Annotated in this window: 9 protein-coding genes and 1 pseudogene; 9 read left to right on the top strand and 1 reads right to left on the bottom strand. The window is 58.6% G+C overall.

Annotation, left to right across the window (positions count from 1 at the left end; translation table 11 throughout):
• Positions 1–30: 30 nt before the first annotated feature.
• The 4 genes from ABVR31_RS12180 (at position 31) to ABVR31_RS12165 (ending at position 4373) form a co-directional block, all read left to right on the top strand.
• Entirely contained in the window at positions 31–1548 is a 1518-nt protein-coding gene (locus ABVR31_RS12180) for a lipopolysaccharide biosynthesis protein (RefSeq protein WP_021508319.1), read from the top strand.
• Positions 1545–2549 carry a glycosyltransferase family A protein gene (locus ABVR31_RS12175; protein WP_058780800.1) on the top strand — a complete coding sequence of 335 codons (1005 nt, stop codon included), beginning with the start codon at positions 1545–1547 and terminating at the stop codon, positions 2547–2549. Before ABVR31_RS12180 ends, ABVR31_RS12175 begins: the two co-directional genes overlap by 4 nt.
• A 120-nt stretch (positions 2550–2669) precedes the next feature.
• Entirely contained in the window at positions 2670–3680 is a 1011-nt protein-coding gene (gene pyrD, locus ABVR31_RS12170; RefSeq protein WP_021508317.1) for a quinone-dependent dihydroorotate dehydrogenase, read from the top strand.
• Positions 3681–3830: 150 nt separating this feature from the next.
• Positions 3831–4373: a cell division protein ZapC gene (locus ABVR31_RS12165; protein ID WP_058759732.1), complete on the top strand. Its 543-nt coding sequence runs from the start codon at positions 3831–3833 to the stop codon at positions 4371–4373.
• Between the two features lie 3 nt (positions 4374–4376).
• Here ABVR31_RS12165 and ABVR31_RS12160 read toward each other — a convergent pair whose 3' ends face one another.
• The gene (locus ABVR31_RS12160) at positions 4377–5486 is read right to left on the bottom strand and encodes a YcbX family protein (protein WP_372772872.1); all 1110 of its coding nucleotides are present in this window, start codon (positions 5484–5486) and stop codon (positions 4377–4379) included.
• 96 nt (positions 5487–5582) lie between these two features.
• Between ABVR31_RS12160 and rlmKL the strand changes: the two genes are divergently transcribed.
• From rlmKL to pqiC, 5 genes and pseudogenes are all read left to right on the top strand, one after another.
• A complete protein-coding gene (gene rlmKL / locus ABVR31_RS12155; protein WP_372772870.1) occupies positions 5583–7700 on the top strand; it encodes a bifunctional 23S rRNA (guanine(2069)-N(7))-methyltransferase RlmK/23S rRNA (guanine(2445)-N(2))-methyltransferase RlmL in 2118 nt (705 codons plus the stop codon).
• 5 nt (positions 7701–7705) lie between these two features.
• Positions 7706–9613, top strand: coding sequence for an ABC transporter ATP-binding protein (locus ABVR31_RS12150; RefSeq protein WP_058775386.1), 1908 nt, complete (start codon positions 7706–7708; stop codon positions 9611–9613).
• A 16-nt stretch (positions 9614–9629) separates the two neighbouring features.
• Positions 9630–10913 (top strand): membrane integrity-associated transporter subunit PqiA, encoded by a 1284-nt coding sequence (gene pqiA / locus ABVR31_RS12145; RefSeq protein WP_372772868.1) that lies wholly within the window; start codon positions 9630–9632, stop codon positions 10911–10913.
• A pseudogene (pqiB, locus tag ABVR31_RS12140) lies at positions 10885–12529 on the top strand (intermembrane transport protein PqiB). The gene pqiA and the pseudogene pqiB overlap by 29 nt, the downstream one beginning before the upstream one ends.
• Positions 12526–13092, top strand: coding sequence for a membrane integrity-associated transporter subunit PqiC (gene pqiC, locus ABVR31_RS12135; protein ID WP_150058372.1), 567 nt, complete (start codon positions 12526–12528; stop codon positions 13090–13092). Before pqiB ends, pqiC begins: the two are co-directional and overlap by 4 nt.
• Positions 13093–13274 lie beyond the last annotated feature (182 nt).

Raw genomic sequence — 13274 nt, 5'->3', positions numbered from 1 at the left:
TGAGAAAAATACCCAGACGCCAGAGTTTTTATGTCTATCAAACGTAACGCGATTGCCAACTATGTTGGCCAGATCTATCTGACGCTGTCAGGTATTTTAGTAGTTCCCCTGTATATTCAGCATTTAGGTATGGAAGCTTACGGTCTCGTGGGCTTCTTTTCTATATTGCTGACCTGGCTGCAGCTGCTCGACGCGGGCGTTTCAACCACGCTGATGCGCGAGGCGGCACGCTACCGGGCGAATCAGGCAGAATTTGTCTGGTTTCCGGCGCTGTTTGCCACGCTGACCCGCTTCTTCCTGTTCTCCACCCTGGTGCTGGTGGTGCTCGGCTGGCTGGCGACGCCATGGATTGCCACGCACTGGCTGGATGCGCAGCACTTGCCCGCCAGTGATGTGGTAGTTGCCGTGGCGATCATGGTGATCACCGCCGCGATTCGCTGGCGTACCAGCCCGTATCGCAGTGTGATTGTCGGTTTTGAGCATCAGGTCTGGCTCAACGGCGTGAACCTGATCATTACCACGCTGCGTACTTTTGGCGCGGTGCTGGTGATCCAGCTGTTCCCGAATCCGCTGCTGACCTTCTTTATCTGGCAATTGCTGGTGTCGATTGCCGAAGCCGCCTGCTGTATCTGGAAATCCTGTCAGCTGGTGCCCCGCGCAGCGCGCAAAGAGAAGCGCGACGATCTGAAAGGCGTGCTCAAACCCTTTATTCGCTTTGCGCTGAGCGCCGCCTTCTCCAGCGCCGTGTGGACCTTTATTTCGCAGATTGACCGGCTGGTGCTGTCAAAAACCCTGCCGCTGAGCGAGTACGGCTCGTTCACCGTGGTCGCCACGGCTGCGACCGGGATCCTGCTGCTGAGCAGTCCGATTATGCAGGCAATTGTGCCGCGCATGACCGGCATGAAAACCCGTCAGCAGGGCGATGCCGAATCGCTGAAGCTTTATCGCTATACCACCCAGGCGGTGGCAATTTTTATGGCCCCGCTCAGCATCACCATTGCCTGCTATGCCGGACCGCTGCTGTGGGCGTGGACGCAGAAACCGCAAATTGTCGAAGAGATGGCGTTCGTGCTTAGCCTGTATGCGCTCGGCAGCGGTATCCAGGCGATCTGCGGCCTGCTGTATCACCTGCAATACGTCAACGGCAATTTGAAACTGCACATGCAGGGATTCACCTGTTTTGCCGTCGTGCTGGTGCCGCTCAACATCTGGTGTGCCGTCCATTACGGGGCGCTGGGCACCGGCTGGCTGTGGCTGGGGCAGAATATCTTCTATTTAGTTGGCTGGGCGTGGCTGGTGCATCGCCGCTTTGCGCCGGGCATCCATTTCAGCTGGCTGACGCGCGACGTAGCGCTGATTTGGGCGGTGTCGGCGCTGATTGCCTGGCTCAGCACGCTGCTGCCCATTGAGTGGAACCAGAATCGCTGGATCAACCTGCTTTGGCTGGGGCTGATCGGGGCCTTTAACCTTGGCGTGTGCTGTCTGTTACACAGCCTGGTGCTAAAACGCCTGCGCGCGCCGCTTGTTAACGCAGAGGAAAGAGGATGAGCATGACATCACGCCGCACGCCGACGGTTTCGGTAATTATCCCTAACTGGAACTGCGCGCCCTGGCTGCCGGAAACCCTGGGGTCGCTGCTTCGCCAGTCATCGCCGCCGGAAGAGATCATCATTATTGATGATGGCTCAAGCGATGACAGCGTGGCCTGGCTGACGGCGTTTGCTGCGCAGCATCCGCAGGTGACGCTGCTGAGTGGCGGACGCGGCGGCGTCAGTGCCGCTCGCATGAAGGGGCTGGCCGCAGCCAGCGGCGATTTCGTCTATTTTATGGATGCCGACGACTTCGTCTCGACTGAACTGTTCGCCGATTTCCGCCGCGTGCAGGCCCGTCACCCGGAGATTGATCTGTTCTGCTTTGGCGCGAAGATGTTTTTCGACCTGCCAGCACCGCAGCGCCATTATCAGACCATCCATCAGCGCCACGTCAGCGGCCTGCTGCCGGGCGGCAGCGCCACGCTGCGCACGCTGATTCAGCATCAGTCGGCGCATCGGGTGATCTGGAGCAGCATCATCTCGCGTCGCCTGATTGACCAGCTCGATCTGCAGTTTCTGCCGATCCAGAACCATGAAGACGCGCCTTTTATGTTCGCCCTCTACCTGCAGGCGCGCGCGCTGTACTGCACCAGCCAGAGCTACTACTACAAACGCTTTATGCTGAGTTCACTGTCGCAGAGCACGCGCGACTTCTCGTGGGTGAAAAATTACTTTATCGCCCGCGCCGGCAGTGAGCAGTTCCTGCAGCAGCAACAACTGCCGCATGATGAGGCGCTGCTGGACGATTATTACCAGACGGTGATGCACGGCTGCCTGACGCAAATCCGCAAAAATCACATGACGGTGCCCGCCGAGTGGCAGCCGCAGGTGAATCAGCTGGTGCGTAAAGTGTTACAGCACAACGCGCGTCTGAAACTGCTGTGGTATTGCCCGGCGATTTACAGCGGCTTACAGGCCTGCCGCGATCGTCTCGGACGCTATTCCGCCCGACGCTGATACCGATCAAATTGTTGCATTCCAGAGTAATTTACTTTTGCGCCAGAGCACCTTACCATTCTGGCGCACAAATTCCCGTGCACCCGACTTTCACGAAGCTTCCGCCATTCAGGAGAGTGCATGCTATATCCTATCGTCCGGCCGGCGCTGTTTAAGCTCGATCCAGAGCGCGCGCACGAACTCACCTTTCAACAGTTACGCTTCATCAGCGGCACGCCGCTGGAAGGGCTGATTCGTCAGTCGCTGCCGTCACGCCCGGTGACCTGTATGGGGCTGACCTTTCCGAACGCGCTGGGTCTGGCTGCGGGTCTGGATAAGAACGCGGAGTGCATTGATGCCTTTGGCGCCATGGGCTTTGGCTTTGTCGAAGTGGGCACGGTGACGCCGCGCGCGCAGCCGGGCAATGACAAACCCCGCATGTTCCGGCTGGTGGCGGCGGAAGGAATCATCAACCGCATGGGGTTTAATAATCTCGGCGTCGATCACCTGGTTGAGAATGTGAAAAAGGCGCGCTTTAAAGGCGTGCTCGGCATCAATATTGGTAAAAATAAAGACACGCCGGTGGAGCAGGGCAAAGACGATTATCTCACCTGCATGGAAAAGGTGTATGCGCACGCCGGTTATATTGCCATCAATATTTCCTCACCGAATACCCCCGGATTACGTTCGCTGCAATATGGCGAAGCGCTGGACGATCTGCTGTCGGCGATTAAATTAAAACAGCGGGCGCTGCAGGAAAGCCATCTGAAATATGTGCCGGTGGCGGTGAAGATCGCGCCGGATCTTTCTGAAGAAGAATTGATCCAGGTTGCCGACAGTTTAGTGCGTCACGAAATAGACGGCGTGATCGCCACCAATACCACGCTCGATCGTTCGCTGGTGAGCGGGTTAAAATATGCCGACGAAGCGGGGGGATTAAGTGGCCGTCCGGTACAGTCGCGCAGCACCGAGGTGATTCGCCGTCTGGCGCAGGAGCTGCAGGGACGTCTGCCTATTATTGGCGTCGGTGGCATTGATTCGCTGGTCGCGGCACGGGAAAAAATGGCGGCTGGCGCAACGCTGGTGCAGATATACTCAGGCTTTATTTATAAAGGTCCGGGTTTAATTAAAGATATCGTGACTCACCTCTAAGACATTTCTCACTTTCCCTGGCCGGGGGGTTTATTTCTCCCTCCGGCTCGTTTATATTTTGTCCTGTTCGTACAATTTTCAGCTTTTTCCTTAAAGCAATATTTTAAATTTCAGCGCCGTTTAGCGCAGCGTAAATCCACAGGGCACCCCATGAAAATCAAACCCGATGACAACTGGCGTTGGTATTTTGACGCAGAGCATGACCGGATGATGCTGGATCTGGCCGATGGAATGTTATTTCGCTCGCGCTTCTCGCGCAAAATGCTGACGCCCGATGCCTTTAATGACAGCGGTTTTTGCGTTGATGACGCTGCGCTTTATTTTACTTTTGAAGAGCGCTGTCGCCAGAGCGGTTTAAAAAGCGATCAGCGCGCCGAGCTGGTGCTGAACGCGCTGGTGGCCAGCCGTTTCCTTAAGCCGCTGATGCCGAAAAGCTGGCACTTCACCAGCCATGCGCACAGCTGGCAGCCCGTCGCGGGCGATATGGTGGCGGTAACGCTGGCCGACAGCGGCGAACAGGCACAGCTGCTGGTGGTCGAAAGCGGCGAGAATGCCGCGCTCTGTCTGCTGGCGCAGAGTGCGCTGACGGTGGCGGGCAAAGGGATGCAGCTCGGCGATGCCATTAAGATCATGAACGATCGCCTGCAGCCGCAGTTGCAGGAGAGCAGCGCGCCCTTCGCCCGCGCGGTGTAGCGCTTACGCCAGCTCGATATCTCCGTTCGGAATACAGCTGCAGCTGAGAATGGTGCCGTCGCCGCGTACCGCGCTCTGCTTCAGCGCCTTCACGTCACCCGACACCAGCGTTATTTTGCAGCTGCCGCAGATTCCGGCACGGCACGAATAGGGAATGCGAAAGCCCTGCATCTCCAGCTGTTCCAGTAATACCTGCTGATTATCGCCGGCAAACTGCTGCCCCTGATAGCCAATGGTCACGGCGGCTGGCGCGCTACTGGCGGCCTGCAGCGTTTCCACCACCTCACCGGCACCGTAAGCGCGCGGCGTTTGCCGTTCCAGCACTTCAACCGTATCGCCGACGCGCACGATACCGCTGTTAAGCGCAATCAGATTCAGGCCGAAATCGATATCTCCGCTGCCGTCCTGCGTGCTGCGGAAATGCTGCAGCGTGGCGAGCGGTTCGCCCTGTGGATGCTTGCGGCCGCTTTCGGTGCCGATGGTGGTAAACACGCAGCGGCTGCACGGCTTCGGCATCTCGAAAGTGATCTCGCCGATCTTAATACGTTTCCAGCTGTCCTCATCCCAGGCGCTGGCGCCGCTGACGATCAGATTGGGGCGGAACTGTTCCAGCCGCACGCTGGCCGGACAGCGCTGCTGCAGATCCTGCAGCGACGCCATGTTGACCAGCAGATAAGGGAAGCCGTCGGCGAACCCCAGCGGGACCTGGTCGAAGCGTTTTACCCGGCGAGACGGCTCAGTGCCGACCCAGCGTAGCTGCACCGGGCGCGGGAAAAAGCCGCTCAGCCACTGGTTAATGGTGTCAGGCGCAATACGGGCGGTGAACTGGTTGCCCCACACTTCGGTCGGTGCCGGCTGGGTGCTGAAATCGCTGAAGCGGATCAGCGCCTGGCTGCCGTCCGGCGCGGTGATGAATAGCCCGTCGGGCAGCAGGGCGGGCGTGAAACGCACCATCTCCGGAAACTGGCGGGCGGTAATAAAGGTCCCGTCCGCTTCGGTCACCATAAAGATGCGATCGAAGGCCAGACCGCTTTCCAGCACCTGCGCGTGTGACAGCTGCAAACCACGCATCGATTTAACCGGGTGAATATACAGGCGAGACAGGGTAATCATCACAACTCCGTACAGACAAAAAGAAGCTAACTTTATGACATAGGACGCTGATTCGCTATAATGCGCAACAATTTTAGCAAGAGTAAAAGTGACGATATGAATTCTCTGTTTGCCAGTACGGCGCGTGGGCTCGAAGAGCTGTTGAAAACTGAGCTGGACGCGCTGGGTGCGCAGGATTTGCAGGTGGTGCAGGGCGGCGTCCACTTCCGAGCCGACGACCGCATAATGTACCAAAGCCTGCTGTGGAGCCGTCTGGCTTCACGTATTTTGCTGCCGCTGGGAGAATTCGGCGTCTGGAGCGATCTCGATCTCTACGTCGGCGCGCAAAGCATCCCGTGGAGCGAGCTGTTTGACAGCAACACCACGTTCGCCATCCACTTCAGCGGCACCAATGAGGTGATTCGCAACAGTCAGTTTGGTGCGCTGCGCATCAAAGATGCGATTGTCGATAGCTTCACCCGGCAGAATCTGGAGCGTCCGAGTGTCGATCGCGAGCAGCCGGGCATCCGCATTAACGCGTGGCTGAATAAAGATCGCGTTAGCATCGCGCTGGATCTGAGCGGCACCGCACTGCATCAGCGCGGCTATCGCCAGCAAACCGGCCAGGCACCGCTGAAAGAGAACCTGGCGGCGGCGATTGTGATGCGCTCCGGCTGGCAGAACGGCACACCGCTGGTCGATCCGATGTGCGGCTCCGGTACGCTGCTGATTGAAGCGGCGCTGATCGCCTGCGATCGCGCGCCGGGCCTGCTGCGTTCACACTGGGGCTTCAGCCGCTGGAAACGCCACAACAGCGCGCTGTGGCAGGAGGTGCGCAGCGACGCGCTGCAGCGTGCGCGCGCCGGCACGGCCGCCACCACGTCACGCTTCTTTGGCTATGATAATGATGGTCGCGTGCTGGAGTGGGCACGTGCCAACGCGCGCCGCGCCGGCGTGTTCGATCTGTTCACCTTTGCGCAGCAGGATGTGCTGCAGCTGAAAAATCCGCTGGCGGGCGAAGCGATGCGCGGTACGGTGCTGAGTAACCCGCCGTACGGTGAGCGTCTGGAGAGCGAGCCGGCGCTGATTGCGCTGCACAGCCAGCTGGGCCGCATCATGAAACAGCAGTTTGGCGGCTGGAATTTGTCGCTGTTCAGCGCCTCACCAGAGCTGCTCAGCTGCCTGCAGCTGCGCGCCGATCGCCAGTTTAAAGCGAAAAACGGTCCGCTGGAGTGCGTACAGAAGAACTACCAGCTGGCGGAGAACAGCGCCGAAGGCGGCGCACAGATTGCCGAAGACTTTGCTAACCGCCTGCGTAAGAACAGCAAAAAACTGGAAAAGTGGGCGCGCCAGTCGAATATTGACTGCTACCGCCTGTATGACGCCGATCTGCCGGAGTATAACGTGGCGGTCGATCGCTACGCCGACTGGGTGGTGGTTCAGGAGTACGCGCCGCCGAAAACCGTGGATGCGACCAAAGCGCGTCAGCGCCTGTTTGACGTGATCGGTGCCACGCTGAGCGTGCTGGAGATACCGGCCAATCGCCTGGTGCTGAAAACCCGCGAACGGCAGAAGGGCAAAAACCAGTACCAGAAGCTGAGCGAGAAGGGCGAATTCTTTGAAGTGCAGGAGTTTAACGCGCGGCTGCTGGTGAACCTGACGGATTATCTCGATACCGGCCTGTTCCTTGACCACCGTATCGCGCGCCAGATGCTGGGCCAGATGAGCCAGGGGAAAGATTTCCTTAACCTGTTCTCCTATACCGGTAGCGCCAGCGTGCACGCCGGGCTGGGCGGCGCCAAATCCACCACCACGGTCGATATGTCGCGCACCTATCTGGAGTGGGCCGAACGTAACCTGCGCCTGAACGGATTAACCGGGCGCCAGCATCGCCTGATGCAGGCGGACTGCCTGAGCTGGCTGCGCGAAAGCGATGAGCAATTCGATCTGATCTTTATCGATCCGCCGACCTTCTCCAACTCCAAACGCATGGAAGATGACTTCGATGTGCAGCGCGACCACCTGATGCTGCTGCAGAACCTGAAGCGCATGCTGCGTCGCGGCGGCACCATTATGTTCTCCAATAACAAGCGCGGCTTCAAAATGGATCTGGACGGCTTGCAGCGTCTGGGTCTGCAGGCGCAGGAAATAACGCAAAAAACGCTGTCGCAGGACTTTGCGCGCAACCGTCAAATTCACAACTGCTGGCTGGTAAGCCACGCCGGTAAGGAATAAGTTTTATGTCACTGATCAGTATCCATGGCGCTTACCTGTCGTTCAGCGATGCGCCGCTGTTGGATAACACCGAACTGCATATCGAAGAGGGCGAGCGCGTCTGTCTGGTTGGGCGCAACGGCGCCGGTAAGTCGACGCTGATGAAAATCATCAATGGCGAACAGCCGCTGGATGACGGCCGCATTATTTATGAGCAGGATTTGGTGGTTGCGCGGCTGCAACAGGATCCGCCACGCAATATCACCGGTTCGGTGTATGACTTCGTTGCTGAAGGCGTGGCCGAACAGGCTGAGCACCTCAAGGCGTATCACGCCATATCGCATTTAGTGATGGAAGATCCGAGCGAGAAAAACCTCAACGAAATGGGGCGACTGCAGACGATTCTCGACCATCACAACCTGTGGCAGCTCGATAGCCGCATCAACGATGTGCTGCAGCAAATCGGGCTGCAGCCGGACACCGAACTGTCGTCACTCTCCGGTGGCTGGCTGCGTAAAGCCGCGCTGGGCCGTGCGCTGGTCAGCAACCCGCGCGTGCTGATGCTCGACGAACCGACGAACCACCTCGATATTGAAACCATCGACTGGCTGGAAAGCTTCCTGAAAACCTTCAACGGCAGCATCGTGTTTATTTCGCACGACCGCTCGTTTATCCGCAATATGGCGACGCGCATCGTCGACCTCGATCGCGGCAAGCTGGTGTCATGGCCGGGCGATTACGATCAGTTCCTGCTGGGCAAAGAGGAAGCGCTGCGCGTTGAAGAGATGCAAAACGCCGAATTCGACCGCAAGCTGGCGCAGGAAGAAGTGTGGATTCGCCAGGGCATCAAAGCGCGTCGCACCCGTAACGAAGGCCGCGTGCGCGCGCTGAAAGCGCTGCGTCGTGAACGCTCTGAACGGCGTGACGTGATGGGCAAAGCCAACATGCAGGTCGGTGAAGCGGCGCGTTCCGGCAAAATCGTCTTTGAGCTGGAAAACGTGGATTACGGCGTTGACGGCAAAACGCTGGTGAAGGATTTCTCCACCCAGGTGCAGCGCGGCGACAAAATCGCCCTGATTGGCCCGAACGGCTGCGGTAAAACCACGCTGCTGCGCCTGATGCTCGGCCAGCTGAAGGCGGATGCCGGTCGCGTGCACTGCGGCACCAAACTGGAAATTGCCTACTTCGATCAGCATCGCGCGGAGCTCGATCCGGATAAAACCGTGATGGATAACCTGGCGGAAGGCAAACAGGAAGTGATGGTCAACGGCAAGCCGCGCCACGTGCTCGGCTATCTGCAGGACTTCCTGTTCCACCCGAAACGCGCCATGACGCCGGTGCGTGCGCTGTCCGGCGGCGAGCGTAACCGCCTGCTGCTGGCGCGTCTGTTCCTCAAGCCCAGTAACCTGCTGATTCTTGACGAACCGACCAACGACCTTGACGTCGAAACGCTCGAGCTGCTGGAAGAGCTGGTGGATGGCTACCAGGGCACCGTGCTGCTGGTGAGCCACGATCGTCAGTTTGTGGATAACACCGTGACCGAATGCTGGATCTTTGAAGGCAACGGCGAGATCGGTACCTTCGTCGGTGGCTACCATGATGCGCAGCAGCAGCGCGCCGCTTACAAGCAGACCAAAGCTGCACCGGTCAAAAGCGCAGCGACTAAACCGGCAGAAAAAGCCGACGCCCCCAAACGCAGCGCAGGCAAGCTAAGCTATAACCTGACGCGTGAACTGGAACAGCTGCCGCAAAAGCTGGAGCAGCTGGAGACGCGTATCGGTGAGCTGCAGGCGCAGATGAGTCATCCGGACTTCTTCAGCCAGCCGCACGACAAAACGCAGCCGGTGCTGGATGCGCTGGCGCAGGCGGAGCAGGAGCTGGAAACCACCTTTGAACGGTGGGAAGAGCTGGAAGCGCTGAAAAACGGCGCATAACGCAGAGGGAGTCAGCATGTGTGCCACGCATCAGACGCAGCACTGGATGCTCTGTCCGCAGTGTGATTTAACCGTAAAACTGCCCGCCGTACCGGTGGGCAGCCGTGCGCGCTGTCCGCGCTGTCACACCACGCTGATGGCTAACTGGCACGAACCGCGTAAACGTCCCACCGGCTATGCGCTGGCGGCGCTGTTTATGCTGTTGCTGGCCAATCTGTTTCCGTTTATCAGCATGCATGTGGCCGGTCTCAGCAGCCAGATCTCGCTGATGGCTATCCCGCAGGTGATGGATCGCGAGGATTATCGCAGCCTCGCCACGCTGTTCCTGCTGTTTGTGCAGGGCATTCCGGCTTTCTGCATGATCGCCATTCTGCTGCTGGTGAATCCGGTGCGCCTGCCGCACAGCCTGCGACTCGGGCTGGCACGCATTCTGTTTCAATTGCGCAGCTGGGGTATGGCCGAAATTTTCATGGCCGGTGTGCTGGTCAGCTTCGTCAAACTGATGGCCTACGGTGAAATTGGCCTTGGCAGCAGCTTCTGGCCGTGGTGCCTGTTTTGTCTGCTGCAGCTGCGCGCGTTTCAGTGCGTCGATCGCCGCTGGGTCTGGCAGCGGATCGATCCGCTGCCGCCGCTGGCGCAAACGCCGCAGGCGGGCATCAGCGGACTGAAGCAGGGGCTGCGCAGCTGTCCGTGCTGCACCGCGATTCTCCCGGCTGCTGAGAAAACCTGTCCGCGCTGCGGCGTGAGCGCTGCGCCGCGCAGGCAGCACAGCCTGCAGTGGACGCTGGCGCTGCTGATTACCTCGGTGATGCTGTATATCCCGTCGAATATTATGCCGATCATGGTGACCGAAACGCTCGGCTCGCAGTATCCGTCCAACATTATGGCCGGCGTCATTTTGCTGTGGAGCGATGGCTCCTGGCCGGTGGCGCTGGTGATTTTTATCGCCAGTATTATGGTGCCTTCACTGAAGATGGTGGCGATTGGCTGGCTGTGCTGGCACGCCAGCGGTCGCGGCCGGCGCGACAGCGAGAAGATGCACCTGATTTATGAGGTGGTGGAGTTTGTTGGCCGCTGGTCAATGATTGATGTGTTTGTGATCGCTGTGCTTTCTGCGCTGGTGCGCATGGGCCAGCTGATGAGTGTTTACCCTGCGCCAGGCGCGCTATTGTTTGCGCTGGTGGTGATCCTGACTATGTTCGCCGCTATGACGTTTGATCCGCGCCTGATTTGGGATCGCCTACAGGAAACTGAACGTAAGGAGCCGCGTCTTGACGGACAACCAACACGGCATTGCTAACGTCGACCAGATTAAACGCTGGTCGCCGGTGTGGATCGTACCTATCGTCACGCTGTTAATCGGCGGATGGATTCTGTTTTATCACTTCAGCCATCAGGGACCGCAGGTCACGCTGATCACCGAAAACGCCGAAGGCATTGTTGCCGGTAAAACCACCATTAAAAGCCGCAGCGTCGACGTGGGCACCGTCGAAAGCGCGGTACTGACGGACGATCTGCACCATGTGGAGATCACCGCGCGCCTGAATGCCGGCATGGAAAAACTGCTGCATAAAGACAGCGTGTTTTGGGTGGTGAAGCCGCAGATTGGCCGGGAAGGGGTGACGGGCCTCGGTACGCTGCTCTCCGGCGCCTACATTGAACTGCAGCCGGGCGCCAAAGGGGATAAGCCAGAGCACTATCAGCTGCTCGACGCGCCGCCGCTGGCCCCGCCGGATGCCAAAGGTATTCGCGTCATCCTTGACAGCAAAAAAGCCGGCCAGCTCAATCCGGGCGATCCGGTGCTGTTCCGCGGCTATCGCGTCGGCACGGTGGAAACCAGCACCTTTGATACCGACAAGCGCATGATGACCTATCAGCTGTTCATCGCCGCGCCTTACGATCGGCTGATTACCACCAACGTGCGCTTCTGGAAAGACAGCGGCATTGCGGTGGATATGTCCGCTTCCGGCATGCGCGTCGAAATGGGCTCGCTGACGACCCTGTTTAGCGGTGGTGTGAGCTTTGACGTGCCGGACGGCTGGGAACTCGGCGAGCTGGCAAAAAACCAGGACGATTACCATCTGTATGATGACCAGCGCAGTATTCAGGATTCGCTGTACACCAAACACACTGATTTCCTGATGTTCTTCAGCGACTCGATTCGTGGTCTGCAGGTCGGCGCTCCGGTACAGATTCCGCGGCATTCGTCTTGGTACCGTGGCTCAGGTGCCTTACATGATCCCGGGCGTGAATCAGGCGCTGAACACCGATTACCGCGTGCCGGTGCTGATCCGCATCGAGCCGGACCGCTTTATCAGCCGTCTGGGTGGCGACTTCAATCTTGAACAGCATCTGCAGGATGGTAAGAAACGCGGCCTGCGCGCCACGCTGAAAACCGGCAACCTGCTGTCCGGTGCGCTGTTTGTCGATCTCGACTTCTATGACAATGCACCGGCTTACAAAGGACCGAACGAAGTGGCGGGGCTGGAAGTGATTCCGACCGTGAGCGGCGGTCTGAGCCAGATTCAGCAGAAACTGATGGCGGCGCTGGATAAGATCAACGCGCTGCCGCTCAACCCGATGATCAACCAGGCTACCGGCACGCTGAAAGAGAGCCAGCGCACCCTGCAGCAGCTGCAGAAAACGCTGGATAACCTCAATCAGATCACCGCCAACCCGGCGATGAAAACGCTGCCGGCCGATATGCAGCAAACCCTGCGCGAGCTTAATCGCAGCATGAAGGGGCTGCAGCCGGGATCGCCAGCCTATAACAAACTGGTGGGCGATATGCAGCGCCTTGACCAGGTGCTGCGCGAATTGCAGCCGGTGCTGAAAACGCTCAACAGCAAGAGCAACGCGCTGGTATTTGAAGCCAAACCGGGTCAGGATCCGCAGCCAAAGAGGGCGAAACAGTGAAAAAAGGGCTGATTATCGGTGCTGTGCTGCTGCTGGCGGGCTGCAGCAGCACCATCGACACCACTTATTACCAGCTGCCTGCGGGCAGCACTATGGCGCGCGTCAGCAGTGACGCCTCCGCCAGCCAGCCTATGATTTGGGTTGAACAGGTGAGCGTGCCGGATTATCTCGCCGGCAACGGGCTGGTTTATCAAACCAGCGACGTGAAGTACGTGATTGCCGCCAACAATCTGTGGGCCAGTCCGCTCGACCAGCAGCTGCAGCAGACACTGGTGAGTAACCTCGGCCAGGCGTTGCCCGGCCGGCTGGTGGCCAGTCAGCCGCTGGGTGACACGCACGATACGCTCAGCGTGCATGTCACCGGCTTCCACGGTCGCTATGACGGCAAGGTGGTCGTAAGCGGTGAATGGCTGTTGCAACATCAAGGCCGGCTTATCAAACATGGCTTTAATCTGACGCTGCCGCAGACCGAAGATGGCTACGATGCGCTGGTGCGCACGCTGGCGCTCGGCTGGCAGCAAACGGCACAGCAGATCGCTAACAGCGTGGTGACGCTAAATTAGGATTTGTTCGATGCTTATGCTAAGTCCCTGATTTGCCGTTATGTGACGGCGCGCAAATCAGGGACTTTTTTATTGCGGAATCAGCCAGATATGGCAGCGGCACTGAGGGATTTGTGTCGATTTCACGGCAAATTGATGACATTGGCGTGAATTTTGCGCATTGACCTTTCACCCACCACAGG

This window comes from Pantoea sp. WEP, assembly GCF_041678305.1.
Lineage (GTDB): Bacteria > Pseudomonadota > Gammaproteobacteria > Enterobacterales > Enterobacteriaceae > Pantoea > Pantoea dispersa.
This window is presented reverse-complemented; position numbering and strand designations above follow the sequence as displayed.

Bases quoted from the DNA above. Each gene is read 5' to 3' on its own strand.
- ABVR31_RS12180 (WP_021508319.1), top strand. From the start codon at position 31: ATGTCTATCAAACGTAACGCGATTGCCAACTATGTTGGCCAGATCTAT.
- ABVR31_RS12175 (WP_058780800.1), top strand. From the start codon at position 1,545: ATGAGCATGACATCACGCCGCACGCCGACGGTTTCGGTAATTATCCCT.
- pyrD (WP_021508317.1), top strand. From the start codon at position 2,670: ATGCTATATCCTATCGTCCGGCCGGCGCTGTTTAAGCTCGATCCAGAG.
- ABVR31_RS12165 (WP_058759732.1), top strand. From the start codon at position 3,831: ATGAAAATCAAACCCGATGACAACTGGCGTTGGTATTTTGACGCAGAG.
- ABVR31_RS12160 (WP_372772872.1), bottom strand. From the start codon at position 5,486: ATGATTACCCTGTCTCGCCTGTATATTCACCCGGTTAAATCGATGCGT.
- rlmKL (WP_372772870.1), top strand. From the start codon at position 5,583: ATGAATTCTCTGTTTGCCAGTACGGCGCGTGGGCTCGAAGAGCTGTTG.
- ABVR31_RS12150 (WP_058775386.1), top strand. From the start codon at position 7,706: ATGTCACTGATCAGTATCCATGGCGCTTACCTGTCGTTCAGCGATGCG.
- pqiA (WP_372772868.1), top strand. From the start codon at position 9,630: ATGTGTGCCACGCATCAGACGCAGCACTGGATGCTCTGTCCGCAGTGT.